We start from the raw sequence: 25,891 nt of genomic DNA on the forward strand, positions 1-25,891 counted from the left end.
CAGAAACGGACGGGCAGGTTCATGCACACCGGCACCCATTCCACTGCGCATCTTCCGCAAGAAGCAGGCGGCTGCTGCGGCCATCACCACGCTCATGGCGAGCACGACCACGGGGCCCCCTTCGGCGGGGCCTCGCCGGCGGCCTTCACCTGGCGCGTCGAGGGGATGGACTGCGCGAGCTGCGTCGCGACCATCGACAAGGCGCTGTCGCGGCTGCCGGGCGTCTCGGGCGTCTCCGTTTCGCTCGCCCGCGAGACCGTCTCGCTGGACCTGGGCAACGGCACGAGCACCGGCGAGATCGAAGCGCTGCTCGGCCGCCTCGGCTATCGCGCCGCACGCGTCGCGCCTTTGGCGACGCCGGGCGGGGAGGGATCCGTCGAGCCCCGTCGGGCCGCGTCACCGTCCTGGTGGGCGACCGGCAAGGGCCGCATCGCCATTGCGGCCGGGCTTCTCCTCGTCGTCGCCTACGGCGTCAGCCTGGCCGATGCGCGCCTCGCCGATGCCGCCTTCATCGTGGCGAGCCTCGTCGCCGCCGCGCCCATCGCCCGGGCCGCGCTGCGCAAGGCCGTGGCCGGCGCGCCGATGACCATCGACATGCTGATGACGGTTGCCGTCATCGGCGCGCTCGTCATCGGCGCGGTGGAGGAGGCGGCCATCGTCGTCTTCCTCTTCTCCGTCGGCGAGGTGCTGGAGGGCGTAGCGGCCGAGAAGGCCCGCTCCGGCATCCGCGCCCTTGCCGCCCTCGTCCCGCAGACGGCCCTGCGCGAGACTGGTGGCCGGCTCGAAGGCGTCCCGGCCGAAGCCCTCGCCATCGGCGATGTCGTCGTGGTGCGGCCCGGCGACAGGGTGCCCGCCGACGGCGTCGTCATCGAGGGGCGCTCGAGCCTCGACGAGGCGCCGATCACGGGCGAATCCGTGCCGGTCGCCAAGGGACCGGGGGACAAGGTCTTCGCCGGTGCCATCAACGCCGAGGCGGCGCTGCGCGTGACGGTGGAGGCGGGCGCCGCCGACAACCTCATCGCGCGCATCGTGCGCCTCGTCGAGGAGGCGCAGGACGCCAAGGCGCCCACAGCGCGCTTCATCGACGATTTTGCCCGCCGGTACATGCCGCTCATCGTGGCGCTCGCCGCCGCGGTGGCTGTGGCGCCGCCGCTCGTCGCCGGCGGGGACTGGATGACGTGGATCTATCGCGGCCTGACGCTGCTCCTCATCGGCTGCCCCTGCGCGCTTGTCATCTCCGTACCCGCGGCGATGGCCTCGTCCTTGTCCTCGGCGGCGCGCAACGGCCTGCTCGTCAAGGGCGGCGCCGTCATCGAGCGGCTGGCGGGCATCGAGACCGTGGCCTTCGACAAGACGGGCACGCTGACCGTCGGTCGTCCGGTCGTGACCGACATCGTGCCCCTCGGCAGCCGTGACGCCGCCGGCCTCCTCGCCCTCGCCGCGGCGGTCGAGAGCCATTCCAGCCACCCGCTCGCCGCAGCCGTCGCGGCGCGCGCCGGAAGGGACGGCGTCCAGCCGCCAGCGGCCTCGGATGTGCGTGCACTGCCCGGCAAGGGCATGGAAGGGACGGTCGGCGGCACGCCCGTCTTCATCGGCGCGCCGCCCTTCGCCGCCGAAAGGGCGCCGCTCGACGACGCCTTGCGCGCGTCGATCACGCGGCTGGAAGGCGAGGGCAAGACGGTCGTCGTCATCGTTGTCGGCGGCGAGGCGGCTGGGCTGTTCGCCCTGCGCGATGAGCCGCGGGCCGATGCAGCCGATGCGGTCGCGGAGCTCGGTGCGCTCGGGGTCGGCAGCCTGATGCTGAGCGGCGACAATCCGCGCACGGCGGCAGCCATCGCCGGCGCGTTGGGTGTCGAGGCAAGGGGCGGCATGCTGCCGGCGGACAAGGCCGCGGCCATCGGCGAGCTCGCCGCCCGGCGGCGCATCGCCATGGTCGGCGACGGCATCAACGATGCGCCGGCGCTGGCGCGGGCCCATGTCGGCATTGCCATGGGCGGCGGCACCGATGTGGCGCTCGAAGCCGCCGATGCGGCCCTGCTGCACGACCGGGTGCGCGACGTGCCGGTGCTGCTGCGCCTTTCGCGCGCGACCATGATCAACGTGCGCCAGAACATCGCCGTCGCCCTCGGGCTCAAGGCGCTCTTCCTCGTCACCACGGTCGTCGGCGCGACGGGCCTGTGGATGGCCATCCTCGCCGATACCGGCGCGACCGTGCTCGTCACGCTCAACGCCCTGAGGCTACTTGCGTTCTTCCGGAGGGCGTGACGCCGAGAAGGTGCGCCGCCCTTTCCCTCCCCCCTTGCGGGGGAAGGGGGGCAGCCTGGCAGGTCGCGGTGCGCCTGCGTCAAGACTCTCACAAGGGGTAGGGGGGCCCCGTCAGCAGGGTTGCGTCAGGGCGATGCCGCAGCCGTCGAGGAAGCGCAGCATCTTCTCGCGCCAGGGCGCGGTGTCGATCCGGCGCTCGACGAGCCAGGCCGGGTCGTAGTAGGTGGAGCTGTAGCGCTCGCCCGCGTCGCACAGCAACGTGACGACGGAGCCCCGGCGGCCGGCCGTCATCATCTCGCTGACAATGGTGGCGACGGCCCACATGTTGGTGCCGGTGGAGCCGCCGACGCGCCGGCCGAGGAGTTCGCTCGTCACCTGCATGGCCGCGATGCTCGCCGCATCCGGCACGGCGATCATCCGGTCCACCACCTCGGGCACGAAGGACGGTTCGGCCCGGGGCCGGCCGATGCCCTCGATGATGCAGTCGCAGCGCTCGAGTTCCCTGAGGCTGCGGTCGGCATAATGGCGGTGGAAGATGGAGCCCTCGGGATCCGCCACGCACAGCCGCGTCGCGTGCTTCTGGTAGCGGATGTAGCGCCCGAGCGTCGCCGAGGTGCCGCCGGTGCCGGCGCCGCAGACGAGCCAGGCCGGGATGGGCGCCGGCTCGAGGCGCATCTGCGTGAAGATGGATTCGGCGATGTTGTTGTTGCCGCGCCAGTCCGTCGCCCGCTCCGCATAGGTGAACTGGTCGAGATAGTGGCCGCCGGTTTCCTCTGCGAGGCGGCGGGCCGTCTCGTAGACGGCCTTCGGATCGTCGACGAAATGGCTCTCGCCGCCATGGAAGGCGATGGCCGCCACCTTCTCCGGCGAGGTCGAGCGCGGCATCACGGCGATGAAGCGCAGGCCGAGCAGCCGGGCGAAATAGGCTTCCGACACCGCGGTCGAGCCGCTCGAGGCCTCGACCAGCGTCGTCGCGGGGCCGATGCGGCCGTTGCACAGGCCGTAGAGGATGAGCGAGCGGGCGAGCCGGTGCTTGAGGCTGCCGGTGGGATGGCTCGATTCATCCTTCAGGTAGAGCGTGATGCCCGGCGCCCTGGGCAGGTCGAGCCGCACCAGATGCGTGTCGGCCGAGCGGTTGAAATCCGCCTCGATGCGGGCAATCGCCTCGTTGAGCCAGGCACGGCTGCAGATGTCCGCCGCAGCGGCGGACGCAAGTTCGTCGGCAGGATGAGTTCTCATACGGCAAGACTAGTTGCCGGTCCGCGCAAAGGGATTGCTTTGTGGCATCCGTCCGCCCGGTTTGGCGGAATGGCATTCCTACCGGAAGCGCCGCGGCGGGTCATCCTTGCGTCTTTGCAGCGCACCATGGCTTGGTCAAAAAGCCGCCGGCCGGATGCCAATCCGGCCGGCGGCGGCTGAAGGCTGCGCCCGTTGTGGCGCTTGTCAGACCCCCTCCGGGTCTTCGTGAAAGCAGGAAGCATCAACCGTGCCAACCACGGCGCGGCCGGAAAGAGCCGGATTTCCATGCGCCGGCCCGAGCTTCACAATGCCGGAGGCGCCCGAGAAGGCGCCAGCTCATTTCGCGGCTGCACAATGCGGCGGCAGACGAAGCGCGGAAGTCGAGTGGGCCGCGATCAGCTCAGCATCTGGGTATCGCCGCAGATTGAGATGGCCTGGCCGGAGATGGTGCGTCCGCGGGGGCTCGCGAGGAAGACGATCTGGTCGGCAATCTGCTGCGGGGTGACATAATCCTTGATGGAAGTGAAGGAAAAGGCGCGCTCCTCCATCTCCTTGAAGCTCAGGCCGCGCTGCTGGGCCTTGGCCTCGAGCACGCGCCGCTGCCGGTCGCCGGCGACGAGGCCGGGCAGGATGGCGTTGACGCGGATGCGGTCCGCCCCGAGTTCGATGGAAAGCGACTTGGTGAAGCCGACGACGCCCCATTTCGCAGCGGCGTAGGGCGAGCGCAGCGCGAAGCCGAGGCGTCCCGCCACCGAGGCAAGGTTGACGATGGAGGCGTTGCCACTCTTCCTGAGGTATGGCACGGCGAGGCGCGCGCAGTTGAACTGGCCGGTGAGGCACACGGCGACGCAGCGGTCCCAGTCCTCCGGGTTGATCTCGTCGACCTTGCCCGTCGGCCCGGCGATGCCGGCGTTGTTGACGAGCACGTCGAGCCCGCCGAGAGCGGCGAGGGCCTCCTCGAACAGCCGTGCGACGGAGGCCCGGTCCGCCACGTCGCAGGTGGAGCGCGTCAGGGCGGGATCGCTCCCGGCGAGCGCGTCGAGCGCCGCCGTGTCGACGTCGCACACATGCACACGCGCTCCCTCGCGCACGAAGGCGCGGGCGATTTCGAGGCCGATGCCGTTCGCGCCCGCTGTCACGAGTACACGCAGGCCCTTGATGTCGAGATCCATTGCCCTCTCCGTTCCGTCCCTTTGGTTCGTCAGTCCGCGAGCTGCCCGCGGGAGATGATGAAGTCCGCCGCGTTGCGGATGTCCTCGGCGATGGCGGCGCGGGCCGCCGCGCCATCCTTCGCGATGATGGCGGCGAGCGCTGCGGCGTGCCGCTCCCGAGCCCCGCCGCTCGTCAGCCGGTCCGGATTGGCCCTGAGGTCGAGGTTGAGGATGGGCCCCACCTTGAGCCACAGCCCGCGAATGATCTCGACGAGGATCGGCGAGCGCGCCGCGCTGTAGATCGCGAAATGCAGGTTCTTGTTGAGCTCGACCGACAGCGGCGCGTCCGGCTTCTCAGCATGGCTTTCCAGCCGGAAGGCCTCCTCGCAGCGGGCGATGGCGGCGAGATCATCCGCGTCGCGCAGCAGCGCCGCCTGTTCAGTGGCATAACCCTCGATCTCGATGCGCACACGCGCCAGGTCGCGGAACTGCTCCGTCGTCATGATCGGCACGCGCACGGCTCGGTTGGGTGCGACTTCCAGCGCTCCGTCCGCCACGAGGCGGCTCACAGCCTCGCGCACCGGCATCATCGAAACGCCGAGCGCCTCGGCCGCACCGCGCAGCGAGAGCTTGTCGCCCGGCGCGAGGCGGCCGGACACGAGAAGCTCACTCAGCTGCGCATAGGTCCGGTCGCCCAGTGTCTGGCGAGCGAGCGGTGCGATCTCGTTGAGGGCGGGGGCGAGCGGCAAGGGCAACCTCAAAAAAGGACTCGACATCAGCCGAGAGATAGGAAAATCTAACTGTGATCACAGATCACGGCAAGCGCAGAACGCGTCCGCTCAGAGATGCGACGCCTGCGGGGCTCCGGCCCAAGTGACTGAGGACGATCGACGTCTGCCGTCGGTCGAGGGGATGGAAAACCACGCCGCCAGAAGCGGCCAAAGCCCAAGGGGGAGGTCATGACAGTTAAGGATCATCTGTCCCGTCGCGGTCTGCTGAAGGGAGCGGCCGGCACTGCGCTCGTCGCCGGGCTCGGCATGCCGGCTATTGTGCGTGCCCAATCCGACGTCATCCGCTTCGGCCATCTCACCCCGCGCACGGGCTTCCTCGGGCCGCTCGGTGAATATGCCGTCATGGCGGCCGACCTGGCGGTGGAGGAGATCAACGCCGCAGGCGGCATCCTCGGCCGCAAGGTCGAAATCCTGAAGGAGGATTCGGTCAATCCCCAGACGGCTTCGACCAAGGCCGAGCGTATGGTGGAGCGCGACAAGGTGACGTGCATCGTGGGCGAGATCTCCTCGGCCTCCTGCCTTACCATCGCCCAGGTCGCCCAGCGCACGAAGACGCTCTTCGTCAACACCGGCGGCAATTCGGACGCGTTGCGCGGCAAGGACTGCAAGCGTTTCATGTTCCATGTGGAATCGCAGAATTCCATGTATGTGAAATCGGTCGGCCGCTCGTTCATGCAGGAGGGGCTCGTCAAGGGCAAGAAGTGGTATTCGCTCACCGCCGACTATGCCTTCGGCCACGACCTGCTCTCGGTCGCCAAGCGCTTCATGCAGGCGAACGGCGGCGAATTCGCGGGCGACGACCTCGTGCCGACGGACGCCACCGACTTCTCCGCCTATCTCATCAAGATCCGCTCGGCGAACCCCGACCTCGTGGTGCTGAATCTCGCCGGCGCGCAGATCACCAACTTCCTCAAGCAATATGCCGAGTTCGGCCTCACCTTCCCGATCGGGGGCTTCGGCTTCGACACGGCGCTTGCCTGGGCGGCCGGCAAGGGCAATTTCGTCGGCACCTGGCCGGTGGTCTGGCACCATCTCCTCGAGACGCCCGGCTCGAAGGCCTTCACCGAGGGTTTCGTCAAGAAATACGGCAAGCCGCCGGAGAACCAGGCCTGGGGCGACTACATCGCGCTCAAGATCATCGCCCAGTCGATGAACGAGCTGAAATCGACGGAATCGCTGCAGCTCGTCGAGCATTGGGAGAAGGGCGCCAAGTTCGACGTGCTGAAGACGCGCGAGGGCTATTTCCGCGATTTCGACCACCAGCTCATGCACGAGATGTACGCCGTGACGGCCCTGCCGGCGGACAAGATCGAGAATGAGTGGGACATCTTCACTTCGTCCGGCCCTGTCCCCGGCGCCGACGAGCCGCTCGATGCGATCGCCGCGACGCGTGAAGAGAACGCCTGCACCTTCCCGGCGTGAGGAGGGGCGCAACCGCCTCGCCGTGGGCTGGTTAAACGTGGTGACGCGATGATCCCTCCCTTTATGGGAAAGTGGATCGGTCCGAAGGACCGAGACGGGTGGGGTTATGGCCGGGATATCGCTTGCGGTGTCCGCGGGTGGCCCCCTCCGTCGCTGCTTCGCAGCGCCACCCCCCTGAGGGGGAGGATCAGGGCCGCCGGGACGCCAATGCCGATAGAGAGTTCAAGGTATGACACGCCCCGCCGCCCAGCCGTTAACGACCGCCGGAGCATGACCTCGTGACCTTCACGCTCTTCCTGCAGCAGGTGCTCAACGGCCTGCTCGACGGTGTGTACTACCTTCTCATCGCGCTCGGCCTGTCGCTGATCTTCTCGCTCGGCGGCATCGTCAACCTGGCGCACGGCGCCTTCTATGCCATCGGCGCCTACCTCACGATCGTCCTGTCGCCTTACATCGGCTTCGGCGGTTCCTTCGTCGTCTCGCCGGTTGCGGTGGCGCTGCTCGGCGTCCTCATCGAGCGCGTCCTGTTCACGCGCTTCTACCGGACGGATCCCATCTATTCGCTGTTGCTCACCTTCGGCCTCGCCATGGTTGCCGAGCAGGCGCTGCGCATGATCTTCGGCGCTCCGCCTTTATCCTATTCCATCCCGCCGGCCCTGCGCGGGCAGGTGTTCATCGGCGACTTCATCTATTCCTACTACCGCTCGATGCTGCTCGTCGTCGCGGTGGCCTGTATCGCCGGGCTCTGGTTCCTCCTGCAGAAGACCGCCTTCGGCCGCGTGGTGCGGGCCGGCGTGCAGAACCCGGACATGGTCGGCGCGCTCGGCATCTCGCTGCAGCCCTACATGTCGGCCGTCGCCGCGCTCGGCATCGGCCTTGCGGGCCTTGCCGGCGTGCTGCTCGCGCCGATCTATTCCGTCCATCCCGCCATGGGCGCGGAGATCATCACGCCGGCCTTCGTCGTCGTCGTCATCGGCGGCCTCGGCTCCTTCTGGGGCGTCGTCGTCGCGGCGGTGCTCGTCGGCCTCGTCAAGGGGCTGATGGTGGCGGTCGGCTATTCGGCCGGCTCCACGGCCGCCATCTACCTCCTCATGTTCCTCGTCCTCCTGTTCAGGCCGCGCGGCCTGTTCGGCGAGCGCATCACCCGCTTCGAGTGAGGCGCAGCACAATGCAGAAATATTCCTCGCTCGCCGTCGCGGCCGTCGGTCTCGTCGTCCTGCCGTCCGTGCTGCTCGCGCTCGGCCTCACCATGACCTCGGCGGCGGAGGTCGTCATCTTTGCCATCGCCTGCATGGCGCTCAACATCCTCGCCGGCCACACCGGGCTCATCTCCTTCGGCCATGGCGCCTGGTTCGGCATGGCGGCCTATGTCGCCGGCATCGCCCAGCGCGAGCTCTTTCCGGGCTCGTTCGTGGCGCCTGTTCTCCTCGGCCTCGGCTCCGTCCTCATCGGCTCGACGGTGTTCGGCTATCTCATCCTGCGCCGGCGCGGCGTCTATTTCTCGCTGATGACCCTGGCGCTCGCCGCCATGCTCCATGTCGTCGCCTTCCGCTGGACGGAGGTGACCGGCGGCGAGAACGGTCTCGGCGGCATCACGCGGCCGCAATGGTTCGGCATCGATTTCGAGAGCTCGACCGCCTGGTACTGGTTCGTCGCGGCCGTCGGCTTCCTCGTCGTCGTGCTGCTGTGGCGCTTCCACAACTCGCCCGTCGGCACCGTCCTCGTCGCCATCCGCGAGAACGAGCAGCGCGCACGCTTCCTCGGCTATGCGACGAACCGCTACAAGCTCGTCGCCTTCGTCGCCTCGGCCGTCATCACCGGCCTTGCCGGCATCCTGCTGCTCTACAAGAACCGGATGACCTCGGCCGAGCCGATTTCGGTCGCCTTCTCGGGCGAACTGCTCGCCATGGTCGTCATCGGCGGCATGCGCAGTTTCCTCGGGCCGGCGCTCGGGGCGTTGTTCTTCATCCTCTTCCGCGAGTTCCTGTCGATCTATACCGAGAACTGGCTGTTCTGGTTCGGCCTTCTCTTCGTCGCGTTCATCGTCTTCTCCCCCACCGGCCTCGTCGGCATCGGCAAGCGCCTTCTCGCGCCCTTCCGCAAGAAGACGGAGGAGGCTGCCGCCATGGCGGCACGCAAGGTGGAGAACCTGCCGCTGCCGGAATTCCTGAAACCGGCCGAGCATTTCAACAGCGCGCTCCTTGAGGCACGCGGCGTCGTCAAGCATTTCGGCGGCATCAAGGCCGTTCAGGGCTTCGACATCGCCGTCGAGGACCGCACCCTGCACGCCCTCATTGGCCCCAACGGCGCCGGCAAGACGACGGCCTTCAACCTCCTGTCCGGCATGTACGTGCCGGACGAGGGCACGATCACGCTCGCCGGCCGCTCCATCGCCGGCATGGCGCCGGAGGCCATCTGCCGGGCCGGCATCGGTCGCTCGTTCCAGATCACCAATCTCTTCCCGGCGCTCAGCGTCGAGGAGAACATCCGCCTCGCGGTTCAGGCGCGCCATCCCGAGCGCTTCAACGTCTTCCGGGAGGCGCGCGCCATCGCCGAGATCAACGGCGAGACGACCGAGGTCGTGCGCTATCTCGGCGTCGCCGGCATCGAGCGCGCCGAGGCCGGCTCGCTCTCCTACGGTGGCCAGCGCCTGCTCGACATGGGGCTGGCGCTCGCGACGCGCCCGCGCATGCTGCTCCTCGACGAGCCGCTCGCCGGCCTCGCCGCGGCCGAGCGCGAGCGCATCGGCAACATCATCAAGCGTCTATCGGCGGACGTGCCAGTGCTGCTCGTCGAGCACGACATCGACCGCGTCTTCAAGCTCGCCGACCATGTGACGGTGATGAACGACGGGCGCGTGCTGCTCGACGGCACGGTGGAGGACGCGCGTTCGAGCCCGAAGGTGCAGGAGGTCTACATCGGCTCCGGCGCCGCCCATGTGGCGGCGAGGCCGCGCGAGACGGCGGCGCGCCCTGAGCCGATCCTGACGCTCGACGACGTCCACACCTATTATGGCAAGAGCCATATCCTGAACGGCGTCGGTTTCACGGTGCACCAGAACGAGATCGTGGCGCTGCTCGGCCGCAACGGCGCCGGCAAGTCGACGCTGCTGAAGTCCCTCGTCGGCATCGCTCCGGCGGCGCGCGGCTCCATCAGACTTGCGGGTGAGGAACTCGTCGGCTGCCCTTCGGCGGAGGTGGCGCGCCTCGGCATGGGCTACGTGCCACAGGGGCGGGGGCTCTTCGCCGGCATGACGGTGGCTGAGAACCTCGAGCTCGGCCGCCTCAAGCGCCGCACCGGCAACGGCATCCACTGGGATCTCGAGCGCATCTACGACTATTTCCCGCGCATCCGCGAGCGACTCGGCACGCCGGCGGACTACCTCTCCGGCGGTGAGCAGCAGATGGTGGCGGTGGCGCGGGCGCTGTCGGGCGACGTGCGCGTGCTTCTGCTCGACGAACCCTTCGAGGGCCTCGCTCCGGCGGTTGTCGAGCAGCTCTTCGAGAGCTTCGATCGCCTGCGCAGGGAAGTCGCGATCATCATCGTCGACCATCACCTCGATCTCGCGCTTGCCCTGTCCGACCAGACGGTGGCGCTGGAGCGCGGCGAGGTCATCCACGCCGGCCCGTCCAAGGCGCTGCGCGAGGACCTCGACCTGCGCCGCAAGGTGCTGTGGCTGTAACGATTGAGGAGACTGGGAAGACATGTCGACCGCCGCCATCGTCGGAGCAGGTCTCATCGGCCGGGCCTGGGCCATCGTTTTCGCCCGGGCCGGCTGGGACGTGCGCCTGTGGGATCCGCACCGGCCGACCCTCGCCGAGGCGCCGGCGCTCATCGCCCGTGAATGTGAGGAGCTTGCCCGCCACGGGCTCGTCGATGACGCAGCAGCCGTCGCCGCCCGGGCACGCGTCGCCGCTTCTCTTGCCGAGGCGGTGAGCGAAGCGGACATCGTGCAGGAGAACGGGCCGGAGAAGGTGGAAGCCAAGCGCGCCATCTATGCCGATCTCGACCGCTTGGCACGGCCGGATGCCATGCTCGCCTCCTCGACCTCGGCCATCGTCGCCTCGCTCTTTACCGAGGATCTGCCAGGTCGGGCGCGCTGTCTCGTCGCCCATCCCGTCAATCCGCCGCATCTCGTGCCGGTGGTGGAATTGTGCGGCGCGCCCTGGACGGCGCCCGAGACGATGGCACGTGCCAGCGCCATCTACGAGGCCGTCGGCCAGGTGCCGATCACCGTCCGCAAGGAGATCGACGGCTTCATCCTCAACCGCCTGCAGGGGGCGTTGCTGGCGGAGGCGTTCCGCCTCGTCGAGGAGGGCTATGTCTCGCCGCAGGACCTCGACCATACGGTCAAGGACGGGCTCGGCCTGCGCTGGTCCTTCATCGGCCCGTTCGAGACCATCGAATTGAATGCTCCCGGTGGCATGGCCGATTACTGCGCGCGTTACACCGGTTTCTACAAGCGTCTTGCAGCCGACCCCGCCCGCCCGGAGGTCTACAACCCGGAAAACGTCGAGAAGATCCTCGCCGCCTGGCAAGGCTCGGGTGATCCGTCCTGCATCGCCGCGCGCAGCGAATGGCGCAACCGGCGCCTCGCCGCGCTTGCCGCCCACAAGAAGAGCCAGCCCGGCGATCCCTGATCCCTTCCTCCCGACCAGTCGGAGTGTCCACTATGGCCCGCAAAGTCATCATCACCTGCGCCGTCACCGGCGCCATCCACACGCCCTCCATGTCGCCCGCCCTGCCGGTGACGCCGGAGGAGATCGCGGACGCCGCCATCAGCGCCGCCGAGGCGGGGGCTGCTATCGTTCACCTGCACGCCCGCAACCCTGAAACAGGCCAGCCCGACCAGTCGGCCGAGGCCTTCGAGCCCTTTCTCAAGATCATCAAGCAGCGCTCCGACTGTGTCGTGAACCTCACGACCGGCGGCGCGCCCTACATGACCGTCGAGGAGCGCGTGAAGCCGGCTGCGACGTGGAAGCCCGAGGTCGCCTCGCTCAACATGGGCTCCATGAACTTCGGCCTCTTCGGCATGCTGAAGCGCTTCAAGGACTTCAGGCACGACTGGGAGGAGAAACACCTCGGCAACAAGGACATCGTCTTCCGCAACACATTCCAGGACATCGAATATGTCCTGCGCACGCTGTCGGACGCCGGCACGCGCTTCGAGTTTGAGTGCTACGACACGGCCCATCTCTATAATCTGGCGCATTTCCTCGACGCCGGCCTCGTCAAGCCGCCGCTCTTCGTGCAGACCGTCTTTGGTCTTCTCGGTGGCATCGGCGCCCATCCGGAGGACGTGCAGCACATGAAGCGTACGGCCGACAGGCTGTTCGGCGACAAATACCAGTGGTCAGTGCTCGGCGCTGGTCGCAACCAGCTGCCGATCGCCGCCATGGCCGCTGCCATGGGTGGCAACGTGCGCGTGGGGCTCGAGGATTCCCTCTGGGCCGGGCCCGGCAGGCTCGCTCGATCGAACGCCGAACAGGTGCGCCTTGCCCGCCAGATCGTCGAGGGCCTCGGCCTTGAGATCGCGACACCGGACGAGGCGCGTCAGATCCTCGATCTCAAGGGCGGCGATCAGGTCGGCTTCTGAAGTGTTGCAGCAAAGCCTTATGGCTGTGGCGAAGTTGTGCGGCCTGCCTCTTCTTGCTTGCGCCCGGCAGGTCGCTCATGTCGAATGGCGCCACCTGAGACTCAAGGAGGTTCCATGCCGCGCTTCGTTGTGGCGCTCGCTGCTGCGGGCTTTGCCCTCACGCTCGCCGCTTGCAATACGTCACGCTCGGGCGTGGATGGAGACATCCCGTCCGGCACGCCGAAATATGTCGAGGATCAGCTGATGCAAACGCCGCTGCCGCGTGATGATCGCTTCGGCGGCGACGTGCTGGGTGGCGGCCGCGGCTACTGATGCGCGTGGCCGGAAGGCCGGTATACCATCTGTGTCGTTCGAGAACCCGGAGGTCGCATCGACCTGCGGGTTCCTTCCTTTCAGCCAAGTGCCCTGAGGTGCCGGATCGGCCGGCCGGGTGCCAGTGTCTCGGCCGCGGCGACGATGGACTGCGTGTCGATGCCGTAGTGCCGGTAGAGATCGGCGAGGCTGCCCGTCTGGCCGAAGTGCTCCACCCCGAGCGAGCGGGTGCGATGGCCGCCGACGGCGCCGAGCCAGGCGAGCGTCGCCGGATGGCCGTCGAGCACGGTGACGATGCCGCAGTGGGGCGGCAGTTTTGCGAACAGCCGCTCGACGTGGCTCCGCGCGTGCACGAGGCCGCGCTCCCGGGCCCGGCTCGCCGCCGTCCAGCCGGCATTGAGCCGGTCGGCCGAGGTGACGGCGAGCAGGCCAACGTCGCGCCGGTCCTCCGCCATCAGGCCCACCGCGGCGATGGCTTCGGGCGCGATGGCGCCGGCATAGGCGACGACGATCTCCGAATTCGGCCCTGGCTCGCGCAGCCAGTAGGCGCCGTCGATGATGTCGCGGGCGAGGTCCGCGCTCATCGTGCGCTGCGGCTGGGCGAGAGGCCGCGTCGACAGGCGCAGATACACCGAGCCGCCGGTCTCGTCGCGCAGCCATGAGCGGGCGGCAGAGCCGTCCTCGTCCGCGGCTTCGCCGCTGCGCTGCATGTAGTCGAAGGCAAAGCGCATGATGACGGAGAGCTCGTCGACGAAGGCGGGCTCGAAGGCCGCGAGCCCGTCCTGCGCCATGCCGATGAGCGGTGTCGCGATCGACTGGTGCGCACCGCCCTCCGGCGCCAGCGTGATTCCCGAAGGCGTCGCCGTGAGGAGGAAGCGTGCATCCTGGTAGCAGGCATAGTTCAGCGCATCGAGCCCGCGGGCGATGAAGGGGTCGTAGAGCGTGCCGATGGGCAGCAGCCGCTCGCCGAAGAGGCTGTGCGAGAGACCCAACGCCGAGAGCATGATGAACAGGTTCATCTCGGCGATGCCAAGCTCCATGTGCTGGCCCTTGGGCGAGAACTCCCAGTTGAAGGTCGAGGGAATGCGCTCCTGCCGGAAGGTGTCGGCCATCGCCTCGCGCGCGAAGAGCCCGCGCCGGTTGACCCATGGCCCGAGATTGGTCGACACCGTCACGTCCGGGGACGTGGTGACGATGCGCTCGGCGAGCGCCGTGTCCGAGCGGGCGAGCTCGTTGAGCACGAGGCCGAAGCCCTGCTGCGTCGACATCTCCGCCTGCTTCGGCGCCGGCAGCTCGGCTGGCACGGGCACGCGCGGAGCGGTGAGCCGCCGCGCCCCGCGGGCATTGAACGGCACGGCGTCGAGGAACGCCTGCAGCTTGCGCGCATCGACGCCGAGGCCCTCGAACTTGTCCCACTCGTGCCCCGGGCGGATGTTCATCGCCTTGCGGAAGTCTTCCATCTGGGCCGGCGTCATCAGTCCTGAATGGTTGTCCTTGTGGCCGGCGAGCGGCAGGCCGAAGCCCTTGATCGTATAGGCGATGAAGACGACCGGCTTGTCGTGCGCCTTTGCCGCCTCGAAGGCGGTGATGAGCGAGGGCAGGTCATGGCCGGCGAGGTTCGTCATCAGCCGTGCCAGCGCCTCGTCGCTGCGCCGCTCAATGAGGGCGGTGACCGGCCCCTGGTCGCCGATGTCGTCGAGGAGGCGCTTGCGCCAGGCCGCGCCGCCCTGGAAGGTCAGCGCCGAATAGAGCTGGTTGGGGCAGGTGTCGATCCAGCGCCGCAGCGCCTCGCCGCCCTGCTCGCGAAAGGCCTCCTCCAGCAGCGAGCCGTATTTCAGCGTCACCACCTCCCAGCCGAAGGCCGAGAACAGGGCCTCGAAACGGGAGAACAGCCCCTCGCGGATGACGGCATCGAGGCTCTGGCGGTTGTAGTCGATGATCCACCAGCAGTTACGGAGGCCCTGCTTCCAGCCCTCGAGCAAGGCCTCGAAAATGTTGCCCTCGTCCATCTCGGCATCGCCGATGAGGGCGACCATGCGCCCCTCCGGCCAGTCCTTCGCCCAGCCGTGCGCCTTGACGTAATCCTGCACCAGCGAGGCGAACAACGTCTGCGCCACGCCGAGCCCGACCGAGCCCGTGGAGAAATCGACATCGTCGACGTCCTTCGTGCGCGAAGGATAGGACTGGGCACCCCTGTAGGCGCGAAAATCCGCGAGCTTCTCCTTGCTCTGATGGCCGAGGAGATACTGGATCGCATGGAAGATGGGGCTTGCGTGCGGCTTCACCGCGACCCGGTCCTGCGGCCGCAGCGCAGAGAAGTAGAGCGCCGTCATGATGGTGGCGAGCGAGGCCGAGGAGGCCTGATGCCCGCCGATCTTGAGCCCGTCCTCGTTGTTCCGCAGGTGGTTGGCATTGTGGATGGTCCAGGTGGCCAGCCACAGCACCTTCCTCTCCAGCTCGGAGAGATGGGCGAGGCGCTCGTCCGTCATGGGCAGTCCCTCTGTCGTTCTGGGCGGCCGCGGCCGCGACAGGGTTAGGCTAGGGCGCGCAACGTGGCATAACTTGCCAAATTTGCCAGCGCACGTTCAAATCATGGCAATTATAGAGAGAAGCCCCAGTTCCTGCGATGAGAAAACGCCACGTCGTCCTCGATGACATCGACCGGCGCATCCTCGCCGCCCTGCAGGCGGACGGGCGCACAACCATCCAGGCGCTGGCGGAGCGGGTCGGCCTCACCACCTCGCCCTGCCTGCGCCGCGTGCGCCTGCTCGAGGAGGCCGGCGTCATCCGGGGCTATGTGGCGGTGGTCGACCAGGCGGCGGTCGACTTGCCGGTGAGCGTCTTCATCTCCATCAAGCTCGAGCGCCAGCGCGAGGAGGAGCTCGACCGTTTCGCCGCCACCGTGTCCCGCTGGCCCGAGGTGATGGAATGCTACCTCATGACCGGCCAGCGCGATTACCTGATGCGCGTGGTCTGCGCCGATCTGCCGGCCTACGAGCGCTTCCTCAAGGAGAAGCTGACGCGCCTCGACGGGGTTGCCTCCATCGAGTCGAGCTTCGCGCTGGAACAGGTCAAGCACACCCACGTGCTGCCCCTGCGCTGATGACCTGTTACCGCAAGCGCTGCACGTGATCGATCAGTACATGCAACGTCGCGGCGACGTTCGCGCGCCGTTGATTGTCTCGGCACGCACCGAGCGCGAGCGGCGCGCCCCCTATCGAACACGCACCAGGGCGAGGGCGCCCGCGGCCATCAGGATAGCCGCAACAGCGAAGCTGACGCTGGGGGATACGGCGGTCCACAACACGCCGACGGCTGCGCTGGAGACGAATTTCGCGGCACCGTTGACCGTGCCGAGCGCCCCGTAGCTCGTCGCGAGCGTATCCTGGCTGACCATCTCGGCCGTCACGGTCGGTTCGAGCGCCTCCTGGACGGCGACATAGAGGCCCGCGACGAAAAAAATCCCGGCAAGCAGAACGACGGTCCCCGCGCCCGTCGCGAAGACCAACGCGGTGAGCGCCGCGGTCAGGACACCAAGGCCATAGCCCGCGATCAGCACGCCGCGCTGGCCAAAGCGATCCGCCAACATCCCGATCGGGTAGGACGTGGCGACCTGGACCACATTGCGCCAGACATAGAGCAGGCCTGCGGCCTGGGCAGCGTCGATAACGCCCATCGCAGGGGTCAGTAACTGGGTCGCTGCCAGAATGAGCAGACTGTGTGAGAAATCACCCATCCCGAAAATGCCAACGGCGACGAGGTACCGCTTGAAGCGGGCCGGCAGACCTCGCAACGTCGAGAAGAACTTCAGCGCCGGGTTCGGCGACTGCTCGGGGTCACGCACGAGAATCAGAAACGCCAGCACCGCGAGGACGCCGGGGATGAGCGTCAGCCAGAACACCAGGCGGAAGGGGCCGGAGGCCGTCTCCCACGGAAGATGCTGCGCCCAGCCGAGCAAGGCGACCCCGAGCAGCGGCCCGGCGACCGCGCCGATCGTATCCATCGCACGATGGAAGCCGAAGGCCCGTCCGCGCGTATCCGGCGTGATCGACTGGGCGACGATGGCGTCGCGCAAGGGGCCGCGCAGGCCCTTGCCGAACCAGGACACGATGCGCCCGAGCAGAATCAGCGGCCAGCCCACAGCAAGCGCGATCAGCGCCTGGCCGAGTGGCGTCAGGCCATAGCCGACGAGCACAAGCAGCTTGCGACGGCCGAACTTGTCGGCAATGTAACCCGCGACCATTTTGGTGAAGCTCGCTACGGCATCGGCAATGCCTTCGATGAGGCCAAGTGCCGCCGCCGGTACGCCGAGAACGGCAAGAAAGCCCGGCAGGATGACCGTCGTCGTCTCGTAGCAGAAGTCGCCGAGCGCGCTGGTGAGGCCCGCGCCGGCCACGGTCCGGTTGAGCCAGTTGCGCGGGCCGTTCTCGGGTGTCGCGGCGATCGTCTCCGCCTTCTGTGTCATCGCCGCACCCCTCATCGATTCTCGTCATGGGCGTCGAAGACGCGCCGGGCATAGTCGTCGAGCACCGCCTCGCAGCCCTTCAGGCGCTGCTCCGCCTCGGCCGCGCGCGCGGCGCCGTAGAAGTCGAGTTTCCTGATCCTGGCGAGCCAGCCCCTGAGCTTCTTCAGGTCGACGTCGTTCTCTTCCAGTTCGGCATAGGTGAAGTGGCTCGCGTCGACCTCTTTGGCGACCTCGCGCTCGAAGTCGTCGCACTTGTCGATGAATTCCGCATAGGCTTCGTCCCGGTCCGCCTTGAACCGTGCGATGACCTTGCCTTCCTGTGCCTTGTCTAGCGCGATGGTCTCCAGGATCACGCTTTCGCCCTTGGCCTCCGCGATGTCGTTTTCGAGCATCTTCAGCCGTCGAACATGATCGTCGGTCTTCGGCAGCAGACAGACGCCGTTCTGCAGATAGACGGCGCCCATACCCTTCAATCGGCGCCAGAGCGCCACGCGCCTGGAGGCGGGTTCGGGCGGGACCTTGTACGTGAGGAGGAGCCAAGTGAATGATACCATCGCCCACATTTAATGTAACGGCCGTCACAAATCAATCGTCACAATGTGAGTGACGCTGGCTGTGCGGCCAGACCGCGCTGGGCTAGCGATGCCGCCAGACTTTGACCGCCGAGACCAGCAGGATCGCGGCGAGCGCCGGGAGCAGCACCGCGCCCGGCACGATGCCGAGCAATTGGCCGCCGATGAAGGAGCCGGCGATCGAGCCCGCCGCCATGAGGAGGACAAAGCGGCGATTGCGGCCGAGCACCGCGAAGCTGTCGTCGCGACTGTAGCGAGCAAACCCCACGATCATGGTCGGCAGACTGACCGCGAGCGACAGGCTGCCGGAAAGCTTGATGTCGAAGCCGAACAGCAGAACCAGTGTAGGGATAAGCAACTCGCCGCCGGCGACGCCGAGGAGGGAAGCGACCACGCCGATAACGAATCCCGCGGCGACGCCGGCCATAGTCTGCGCGATCCCGCTCGTCAGCGGGACGCCGGCCCCGTCCGCGTCGTGCCCGAAGAGCAGCACGGCCGCGATGCCGAGCAGCAGCAGCGCGATCACGCGATTGAGCGCACGGGCTTGCATCCGCGTGGCCCAACCTGCTCCGAACCAGGCGCCCAGCAGACTGCCGGACAGGAGATTGACGACGACAGACCAGTGATCGGCGATGGCGCCGAAGGGCACCGTGCCAGCGCGGAATGGCAGGGCCGACGCCACGACCACGAGGCTCATCGCCTTGTTGAGGATGACCGCCTCGAGCGCAGGAAAGCGAAAAAGCCCGATAAGCACCGGCAGGCGAAACTCCGCCCCGCCAAGGCCGATCAGCCCGCCGAGGGTTCCGATGACCGCGCCCCAGCCGACAGCCTTCGCAGAGCGGACGTTCCGCATCATTGCGCTGGTTCGCTGCGCATGGGTGCGCGGGCGACGTGATCGCGGGCGACCGACATTGACTTGACGATGGCATGGACAGCATCACCCGGCTGGAGGCGTAGCTGGTCGGCCGCGCGGCGGGTGATGCGAGCGAGAATCTCATCCTCGCCCACCTGGACATGAACGATCACGCCCGGCCCGGTGCCGGTTACGATGCCGGCGACTTTTCCGGCAAGGATGTTCTGCGCGGAAAGCCCGTCGGGCCGCTTGCGAGCAAGAATGACGTCATGCGCCATGATCCGCACGCGCACCCGCGTGCCAACCGGCCCATCGATGGTGGGCAGGAACAGGGGACCCGCGGCGGCGTCGAGCCGGGTCAGCCCGTCGTCTGCGTGTTCGACAATGATCGCCGGCAACATTGCCGCGATCTCGCGAATGCCCATGGCGCGCAAGGCTTCGGGATCGGCCATCACCTCGGCCGTGGTGCCTTCGCGCACGGCACGCCCTTTTTCGATCACCGCCACGCGGTCGGCCAGCAACTGGGCCTCGTTAACGTCATGGGTGACAAGCACCACCGGCATTCTGAGGTGCGCGCGCAGAGCGACAATCTCATCGTAGAGCCGCTCGCGCGTGGCGCGGTCCACCGCTGAGAACGGCTCGTCGAGCAGAAGGGCCTGGGGGCGGCGGGCAAGCGCGCGCGCCACCGCGACGCGCTGCTGCTGCCCTCCCGAAAGCTGGGCGGGCTTGCGGTCGGCGAAACCCGGCAGGTTGACGAGGGCCAGAAGGCGCTCGGCCTCGGTCCGCGGGTCCGGCGCGCTCCGGTCCATCGCCGCGATCACGTTCTGCGCCGCCGTCATATGCGGAAACAGCGCATAGTTCTGGAACACGACGCCTACATGCCGCCGGTGCGGCGGCAGGTTCACGCCGGCGGCCGTGTCGAGCCATACCTCGCCGTCCACTGTGACCCGCGCCATCTCCGGCCGCCAGAGCCCGGCGATGGTCCGCAGCAGCGTGGTCTTGCCCGAACCGGAGTGACCGACCAGCGCGAGCAACTCGCCGGGTTCCGCGCGGAAGGATGCGTCGAGCGGAATGGGGGCTTGCGCCTTGGCCATCACCTCAAGCGCCATCAGGACAGCCTCCGTCCTACCCGTGCCGAGAGCATGTAGGTTGCTGCGATGGTGAAAAGCGAGATCGCCACCAGCGTGGCCGACATGATGCCGGCGCCGGCCATGTCGAAGCCCTGCACACGATCGTAGATCGCGATCGCGATCGTCTTCGTCTCGCCCGGGATTGAGCCGCCCATCATCAGGATGATGCCGAATTCGCCCAAGGTATGTGCGAAGGTCAGGACCATGGCCGTCAGCACACCGGGCCAGGCCAGCGGCAGCTCGACACGCAACAGGCTGCGCATCGGCGACATGCCGCAGCAGGCGGCCGCCTCACGCACATCGACGGGAACCGCCTCGAAGCCACGTTGCGCTGGCTGGATGGCAAATGACAGGTTGAAGATCACCGAGGCCACCAGAAGCCCCTCGAAGGTGAACACCAGTTGATGGCCGAAGCTCGCCTGCCAGAAGGCGCCGATGGGTGAGTTTCGTCCGAAGGCCATGAGCAGGTAGAAGCCGAAGACCGTCGGTGGCAGCACAAGCGGCAGCATGACCACCGCCTCGACCAGTCCCTTGGCGCGGAACTGCCGGTAGGCGAGCCAGCGCCCGGTCACGATGGACACGGGCAACAGGATCGCGACGGTCCACCCGGCGAGCCGCAGCGACAGGAACAGGGCAGTCCAGTCCAAGGATCAGCCCTCGTCCGGCAGCACGAAGCCGAAGGATTTCATGATGTCACGCGCCTTGGATGTCTTGAGGTAGGCATAGAATTGCTCGGCGACGGGACCGGCGCTCTTCAGGAGCGCCATGCGCTGCAGCAGCGGCTCGTGCCAGTCATGCGGGATCAGCGCGAATGTGCCCTGCGAACGCACCTCCGGGGCTAGCGCCAGCGAATAGGCGATGATGCCGCCTTCTGCATTGCCCGAGAGGGCGAATTGCGCCGCCTGGCTCACGTTTTCGCCGAGAACGAGATGCGGTCTCACCTTCTCCCACAGGCCGCGATGCTTAAGCGCTTCTTCGGCGCGCAGGCCATAGGGGGCATGTTCCGGATTTGCAATGGCGAAGCGAGTGATTCGGCCTGCCGCCAGTTGTGCCGCGAGATCGTCCATGGCCGCGTCTGGCTTCAACAACGAGCCGTGCGGCACCATCAGCACGATGCGGCCTTCGGCATAGAGGTCACCCTCGTCCCTAGTGAAGCCATCTTTGTGAAGATCGCGGATGAATTTCTCGTCGGCGGCCATGAACAGCTGGAATGGAGCGCCCTCGCGAATCTGGGTGGCGAAATTGCCGGTCGAGCCGAAGGAGAGTTTCACCTCCTTGCCGGTGTCGGCCTTGAAGGCTGCGGCAATCTCGGTGACGGCGAATTTGAGATCGGCAGCGGCGGCAATGACGGGCGCCGGCGCCTGCTGGGCCGCGGCCCCGGTCGTCGGAATCGCAAGGCCTGCGATCATCGCCCCGGCCACAAGGCCAAGCGCGAGAAGGGGCCGCCGTGTCCAAGCATGAGCAGTCATGAATACGTCGCTTCGATATATCCGATGGACTATATCGAGTGGCAGCGCGACCTGCCAAGGCGGGACGGCCGGGAAAATCCATCTTCGGAGAGTTCGTCGGCAAAGGTCGGCAAAGCCGCCGAGATTGCGCGCGTAATCCGGATCGACTGCTTTGCAAGAGGATCGGGGAGGCGGATTCTGGTCCACCACAGGCCTTTCCCGCTCATGGGTCAAGCCGGCGGTGCTGGATATCGATAGGCTGAGCAAGGGTGCGGCGAAGCTGCCGGCGGAGAGCGACACCCTGAAGAAGCGCGAACCACGGAAGCATCCGGCGGATGGCATGGCTGCCCGCAGGCCGCGCAAGCCGAGGGCCTGATAGGCTAGGGCCGGGCGATAGGCGAGGTGCGCCAGCTCAGGCGTGCAACGGCACGCTCTTCGCTAGCCCACCAGTAGAAATGGCCGTCGAGGCGATGGTGCGGGCGGTCGGACTCGAACCGACATATCCGTAAGGACGGCGGATTTTGAGTCCGCTGCGTCTACCAATTCCGCCACGCCCGCACATGCCCACCAGCTTGAGCCGGAGCGCGGCGGATCATAACGGCGGCGCAACGCCGGTCAATGCAGCAGAGAGAATTGCCACGAGAATTCGACATGGGCTTGTGCCGGTGCGGCTCGTTGGCCGATGGACAAGCGCCCGCCCGCCCGGTAAGCGAAGCCGATGTTCCGACGCCTCTATGACTGGACGCTCTCACTCGCCGGCAGGCCCCGTGCCACCTGGGCCCTTGGTGCGGTTTCCTTTTCGGAGAGCTCGTTCTTTCCTGTGCCGCCGGACGTCGTCCTGGTACCGATGGCGCTTGCGCGGCCGGACCGGGCCTGGTTCTACGCCATGGTCTGCACGGTCACCTCGGTGGTCGGCGGGCTCCTCGGCTATGCGATCGGGGCCTTGCTTTACGATTCGTTGGGGCTGTGGCTCATCCAGCTCTACGGGTATGGCGACAAGGTGGAGAGCTTCCGCAGCGCCTATGCGGAATATGGGCACTGGGTCATCCTGCTGAAGGGCCTGACGCCAATCCCGTACAAGCTTGTCACTATCACTTCGGGCTTCGCCGGCTACGATCTCTTCTGGTTCGTGCTCCTGTCCATCGTGACGCGCGGCGCCCGCTTCTATCTCGTCGCCGGGGTGATGCACCGCTTCGGCGGCCCCATCCGGCGCCTGCTCGACGAGCACCTGACACTGGTGGCGTCCATCGTCATCGTGGGCATCGTCGGTGGCTTTGCCGCAGCGGTTCTTCTCTTCTGACGATGGTTGCTTCAGCCGATCGTGAGATGCAACCCGATTGAACCTGTGGCCATCTGCGCCGCGTGCAAGAATGAAGGCGTCCTGGACGGCGCCGATGGAGGACGAGGCGAATGAACGCTCTGGCCGAGTTTTTGGCGAGCCCGCGTCGCGTCGCGCTGGCCATCCTTCTCGCCGCGGTTGCGACGATCGGGGGCGCCCTCGTTTTCGAACATGGCTTCGGCCTTCGGCCGTGCCCGCTCTGCCTCATGCAACGCAACCCCTACTACGTGGCCATGCCCGTCGCCTTCGGTCTCGCCGTCCTGCCGCCACGGCCGGCGCTCGAGCGGGCAAGTGGCGTTGGCCTGCTGCTGCTCGCTGGCGTCTTCCTGGTCAGTGCTGGCCTCGGGGCCTATCATGCGGGCGTCGAATGGGGGTGGTGGCTGGGGCCGAGCGACTGCGCCGGCACGGGTGGAGCGAACCCCGCGGCGGTCGGTGACTTTCTGCAGAGCCTCCAAGGCACACGCGTCGTCAGTTGCACGGAGGCGGCCTGGCGTTTTCTGGGGTTGTCGCTGGCAGGCTGGAACGTGCTGATCTCGCTGGCCATTGCGGCCGTGGCGGCTCTCGGTGCGAAAGCGGCGCTGACGCGCGGCTGATCAGGGCTCGAGTTCGGTATCCCAGTAGAGGTAGTCGAGCCAGCTGTCGTGCAGGTAGTTGGGCGGGAACTGTCGGCCGTTGTGGTGCAGGTCCTGTACGCTCGGGGCATAAGGCAACTGGTCGGGCCACATCCCGACATCCTCGGGCAGGCGATCGCTCTTGCGCAGGTTGCAGGGGGAGCAGGCGGTGACGACGTTGTCCCAGGTGGTTTGCCCGCCCTTCGACCGGGGAATCAGATGGTCGAACGTGAGGTCTTCGCGGGAGCCGCAATACTGGCAGGTGAAACGATCGCGCAGGAAAACGTTGAACCGGGTGAAGGCGGGGTGTCGTGACGGTTTGACGTAGGTCTTGAGGCAAACAACCGAAGGCAGGCGCATCTCGAAGCTGGGACTTCGAACTGTTCGGTCATAGTGCGAGAGGATGTTGACCCGCTCGAGGAAGACCGCCTTGATCGTGTCCTGCCAGCCCCAGAGCGAAAGAGGGTAGTAGCTCAAGGGCCGGTAATCGGCATTGAGCACCAGGGCCGGACAGGCGTCCGGCGACACCGTCGTGTGAGGCACGTGCACCGTCACGGGGGCCTCCGCTGGTTGGGGGCTCGCACGTGACGTGCGAATCCGTCAGCAGAGATAGTCTATAAACCGTGTGACGGGCTTGTGAAGCGCCAAGATGGAGGCGGAGGGCTGCGTCTTTGCCGCAGCCGCGCCATGGCGGGTTCCCTCAGCGAGTGGGAACCGGGTGTTCGCCCCGATAGTCGTAGAAGCCACGCTTCGTTTTCCGGCCGAGCCAGCCGGCCTCGACATATTTCACGAGCAGCGGGCAGGGGCGATACTTCGAGTCGGCGAGGCCGTCGTACAGCACCTGCATGATCGACAGGCAGGTATCGAGGCCGATGAAGTCGGCAAGTTGCAGCGGCCCCATCGGATGGTTGGCACCGAGGCGCATGGCCGTATCGATCGATTCCACCGAACCCACGCCCTCATAGAGGGTGTAGATCGCCTCGTTGATCATCGGCAGCAGGATGCGGTTGACAATGAAGGCCGGGAAGTCCTCGGCAAGCGTCGCCGTCTTGCCGAGGCTGGCGACGAACGCCTTTGTGGCCTCGAAGGTGGGATCTTCGGTGGCGATGCCGCGGATAATCTCGACGAGTTGCATCACCGGCACGGGATTCATGAAGTGAATGCCGATGAAGCGCTCTGGCCGGTCAGTCGTGGAGGCGAGCCGGGTGATGGAGATGGACGAGGTGTTGGTACCGATGATGGTTTCCGGCGGCAGGGCAGGACAGAGCGCCTCGAAGATCCTGCGCTTCGTCTCCTCGTTCTCCGTCGCCGCCTCGATGACGATGTCGCAGCGGGCCAGGGCCTCGTAGGTGAGAGCGGGCGTGATGCGCTGGAGCGCCTTCTGCTTCTCGGCTTCGCTGATCTGGCCCTTGGATTCCTGGCGGGAGAGATTGCCGTTGATGGTCGCAAGCCCGGCGTTGATGCGCTCCTCGCTGAGGTCATTGAGCGCGACGTCGTAACCGGCGAGTGCGCAGACATGGGCGATGCCGTTGCCCATCTGCCCTGCGCCGATGATGCCTACTGTCCGGATCTGCTGAGACATGAAGTCCAATCCATCCCTGTCGATACCCGCCGACTTTCGCCGGCCGGCGCGCGTGGCGGCCACCAAAACCGGCAAGCGCGGCAGCCTGAGGCTGTTCCGCGCTCTGTTTTATCACTCTCCCGGGCGAACGCCACGGAAACCGCTCGCGGCGGTTGCCGTGGCGTGCATGTCAGCGACCGATTTTCTCCAGTTCCTCGCCAAGTTCGGGCAAGGCGGTGAAGAGATCGGCAACGAGGCCATAGTCCGCCACCTGGAAGATGGGAGCCTCCTCGTCCTTGTTGATGGCGACGATGACCTTGGAATCCTTCATGCCGGCGAGGTGCTGGATGGCCCCCGAGATGCCGACGGCGATGTAGAGCTCCGGCGCCACCACCTTGCCCGTCTGGCCCACCTGCCAGTCGTTCGGCGCGTAGCCGGCATCGACCGCCGCGCGCGAAGCGCCCATGGCGGCACCCAGCCTGTCGGCAACGGGCTCGATCACCTTGGTAAAGTTCTCGGCAGAGCCGAGCGCACGGCCGCCGGAGATGATGATCTTGGCGGAGGCGAGTTCGGGACGGTCGGACTTCGACAGCTCCTCGCCCTTGAAGGACGAAAGGCCCGGATCCTGCCCGGCGGCGACCTGCTCGATCGGCGCCGAACCGCCCTGACCGGCAGCCTGGAAGGCGGCGGTGCGCACGGTGATGACCTTCTTGGCCTCGTTCGTCTCGACCGTTTGGATGGCGTTGCCGGCGTAGATCGGCCGCTCGAAGGTGTTCGGCGAGACGACCTTGGTGATTTCCGACACCTGCATGACATCGAGCAGAGCCGCGACGCGGGGCATGACGTTCTTGCCCGTCGTCGTGCCGGGCGCGAGGAGGGCGTCATAGCCATCCGCCAGTGACACGATAAGAGCGGCCAGCGGCTCGGCGAGGCGGTGCTCGTAAAGCGGGGCGTCGGCGAGAAGCACCTTCTGGACGCCGTCGAGCTTGGCGGCGGCTTCTGCGACCGCGCCACAGCCGGCACCGGCAACGAGGACATGCACCGGCGCGCCGAGCGCCTTGGCCGCCGTGAGCGCCTTGGCAGTAGCCTCGTTGAGGGTCTTGTTGTCGTGCTTGGCGAGAAGCAGCGTCGTCATC

23 protein-coding genes and 1 tRNA gene are annotated in these 25,891 nt (G+C 67.1%); 10 read left to right on the forward strand and 14 right to left on the reverse strand.

Features of this window, described 5'->3' with window-relative positions; translation table 11 throughout:
• Positions 1-21 precede the first annotated feature (21 nt).
• A complete protein-coding gene (locus P2T65_RS19490; protein WP_276200522.1) occupies positions 22-2,265 on the forward strand; it encodes a heavy metal translocating P-type ATPase in 2,244 nt (747 codons plus the stop codon).
• Positions 2,266-2,376: 111 nt separating this feature from the next.
• Here P2T65_RS19490 and P2T65_RS19495 read toward each other — a convergent pair whose 3' ends face one another.
• The 3 genes from P2T65_RS19495 to P2T65_RS19505 form a co-directional block, all read right to left on the reverse strand.
• A complete protein-coding gene (locus P2T65_RS19495) occupies positions 2,377-3,504 on the reverse strand; it encodes a PLP-dependent cysteine synthase family protein (RefSeq protein WP_276200523.1) in 1,128 nt (375 codons plus the stop codon).
• 395 nt (positions 3,505-3,899) lie between these two features.
• Entirely contained in the window at positions 3,900-4,676 is a 777-nt protein-coding gene (locus tag P2T65_RS19500) for an SDR family oxidoreductase (protein ID WP_055460905.1), read from the reverse strand.
• A 29-nt stretch (positions 4,677-4,705) separates the two neighbouring features.
• Positions 4,706-5,404 carry a GntR family transcriptional regulator gene (locus tag P2T65_RS19505; RefSeq protein ID WP_210166024.1) on the reverse strand — a complete coding sequence of 233 codons (699 nt, stop codon included), beginning with the start codon at positions 5,402-5,404 and terminating at the stop codon, positions 4,706-4,708.
• Between the two features lie 210 nt (positions 5,405-5,614).
• Between P2T65_RS19505 and P2T65_RS19510 the strand changes: the two genes are divergently transcribed.
• From P2T65_RS19510 to P2T65_RS19535, 6 genes are all read left to right on the forward strand, one after another.
• Positions 5,615-6,868 (forward strand): ABC transporter substrate-binding protein, encoded by a 1,254-nt coding sequence (locus P2T65_RS19510; RefSeq protein ID WP_055460903.1) that lies wholly within the window; start codon positions 5,615-5,617, stop codon positions 6,866-6,868.
• Between the two features lie 278 nt (positions 6,869-7,146).
• A complete protein-coding gene (locus tag P2T65_RS19515) occupies positions 7,147-8,025 on the forward strand; it encodes a branched-chain amino acid ABC transporter permease (protein ID WP_019402226.1) in 879 nt (292 codons plus the stop codon).
• A gap of 11 nt (positions 8,026-8,036) precedes the next feature.
• The gene (locus P2T65_RS19520; protein ID WP_276200524.1) at positions 8,037-10,550 is read left to right on the forward strand and encodes a branched-chain amino acid ABC transporter ATP-binding protein/permease; all 2,514 of its coding nucleotides are present in this window, start codon (positions 8,037-8,039) and stop codon (positions 10,548-10,550) included.
• A 22-nt stretch (positions 10,551-10,572) separates the two neighbouring features.
• Entirely contained in the window at positions 10,573-11,508 is a 936-nt protein-coding gene (locus P2T65_RS19525) for a 3-hydroxyacyl-CoA dehydrogenase (RefSeq protein WP_071923335.1), read from the forward strand.
• A gap of 32 nt (positions 11,509-11,540) precedes the next feature.
• Positions 11,541-12,464: a 3-keto-5-aminohexanoate cleavage protein gene (locus P2T65_RS19530; protein WP_063187724.1), complete on the forward strand. Its 924-nt coding sequence runs from the start codon at positions 11,541-11,543 to the stop codon at positions 12,462-12,464.
• 114 nt (positions 12,465-12,578) lie between these two features.
• Complete coding sequence (locus tag P2T65_RS19535; protein ID WP_055460898.1) at positions 12,579-12,776, forward strand: hypothetical protein; 198 nt, start codon at positions 12,579-12,581, stop codon at positions 12,774-12,776.
• 80 nt (positions 12,777-12,856) lie between these two features.
• Here the strand turns inward: P2T65_RS19535 and P2T65_RS19540 are convergent, their stop codons facing one another.
• Complete coding sequence (locus P2T65_RS19540) at positions 12,857-15,265, reverse strand: transketolase (protein WP_055460897.1); 2,409 nt, start codon at positions 15,263-15,265, stop codon at positions 12,857-12,859.
• A 137-nt stretch (positions 15,266-15,402) separates the two neighbouring features.
• Between P2T65_RS19540 and P2T65_RS19545 the strand changes: the two genes are divergently transcribed.
• Complete coding sequence (locus P2T65_RS19545) at positions 15,403-15,879, forward strand: Lrp/AsnC family transcriptional regulator (RefSeq protein WP_063187719.1); 477 nt, start codon at positions 15,403-15,405, stop codon at positions 15,877-15,879.
• A gap of 111 nt (positions 15,880-15,990) precedes the next feature.
• Here P2T65_RS19545 and P2T65_RS19550 read toward each other — a convergent pair whose 3' ends face one another.
• From P2T65_RS19550 to P2T65_RS19580, 7 genes are all read right to left on the reverse strand, one after another.
• Positions 15,991-17,241 (reverse strand): MFS transporter, encoded by a 1,251-nt coding sequence (locus P2T65_RS19550; RefSeq protein WP_063187716.1) that lies wholly within the window; start codon positions 17,239-17,241, stop codon positions 15,991-15,993.
• 11 nt (positions 17,242-17,252) lie between these two features.
• Positions 17,253-17,804 carry a Chromate resistance protein ChrB gene (locus P2T65_RS19555; protein ID WP_346348322.1) on the reverse strand — a complete coding sequence of 184 codons (552 nt, stop codon included), beginning with the start codon at positions 17,802-17,804 and terminating at the stop codon, positions 17,253-17,255.
• A 73-nt stretch (positions 17,805-17,877) separates the two neighbouring features.
• Entirely contained in the window at positions 17,878-18,669 is a 792-nt protein-coding gene (locus P2T65_RS19560; RefSeq protein ID WP_276200525.1) for a sulfite exporter TauE/SafE family protein, read from the reverse strand.
• Positions 18,666-19,775, reverse strand: coding sequence for a molybdenum ABC transporter ATP-binding protein (modC, locus tag P2T65_RS19565; RefSeq protein ID WP_071923337.1), 1,110 nt, complete (start codon positions 19,773-19,775; stop codon positions 18,666-18,668). Before modC ends, P2T65_RS19560 begins: the two co-directional genes overlap by 4 nt.
• On the reverse strand, positions 19,775-20,443 hold the full coding sequence (gene modB / locus P2T65_RS19570; RefSeq protein ID WP_055460893.1) for a molybdate ABC transporter permease subunit: 669 nt from the start codon (positions 20,441-20,443) through the stop codon (positions 19,775-19,777). Before modB ends, modC begins: the two co-directional genes overlap by 1 nt.
• A gap of 3 nt (positions 20,444-20,446) precedes the next feature.
• On the reverse strand, positions 20,447-21,607 hold the full coding sequence (gene modA / locus P2T65_RS19575) for a molybdate ABC transporter substrate-binding protein (RefSeq protein WP_245316291.1): 1,161 nt from the start codon (positions 21,605-21,607) through the stop codon (positions 20,447-20,449).
• A 108-nt stretch (positions 21,608-21,715) separates the two neighbouring features.
• Positions 21,716-21,802: transfer RNA gene (locus P2T65_RS19580), tRNA-Leu, on the reverse strand.
• Between the two features lie 160 nt (positions 21,803-21,962).
• Here P2T65_RS19580 and P2T65_RS19585 point away from each other — a divergent pair.
• On the forward strand, positions 21,963-22,544 hold the full coding sequence (locus P2T65_RS19585; protein ID WP_055460891.1) for a YqaA family protein: 582 nt from the start codon (positions 21,963-21,965) through the stop codon (positions 22,542-22,544).
• Positions 22,545-22,654: 110 nt separating this feature from the next.
• A complete protein-coding gene (locus tag P2T65_RS19590) occupies positions 22,655-23,176 on the forward strand; it encodes a disulfide bond formation protein B (RefSeq protein WP_055460890.1) in 522 nt (173 codons plus the stop codon).
• Here the strand turns inward: P2T65_RS19590 and P2T65_RS19595 are convergent, their stop codons facing one another.
• The 3 genes from P2T65_RS19595 to P2T65_RS19605 form a co-directional block, all read right to left on the reverse strand.
• Positions 23,177-23,749: an HNH endonuclease gene (locus tag P2T65_RS19595; protein WP_082464910.1), complete on the reverse strand. Its 573-nt coding sequence runs from the start codon at positions 23,747-23,749 to the stop codon at positions 23,177-23,179.
• 145 nt (positions 23,750-23,894) lie between these two features.
• Complete coding sequence (locus tag P2T65_RS19600; protein WP_055460925.1) at positions 23,895-24,776, reverse strand: 3-hydroxybutyryl-CoA dehydrogenase; 882 nt, start codon at positions 24,774-24,776, stop codon at positions 23,895-23,897.
• 169 nt (positions 24,777-24,945) lie between these two features.
• The gene (locus tag P2T65_RS19605) at positions 24,946-25,890 is read right to left on the reverse strand and encodes an FAD-binding protein (RefSeq protein ID WP_071923339.1); all 945 of its coding nucleotides are present in this window, start codon (positions 25,888-25,890) and stop codon (positions 24,946-24,948) included.
• Position 25,891: the final 1 nt, after the last annotated feature.

It is taken from the genome of Chelatococcus sp. XZ-Ab1 (assembly GCF_029309855.1).
GTDB lineage: Bacteria > Pseudomonadota > Alphaproteobacteria > Rhizobiales > Beijerinckiaceae > Chelatococcus_A > Chelatococcus_A sambhunathii.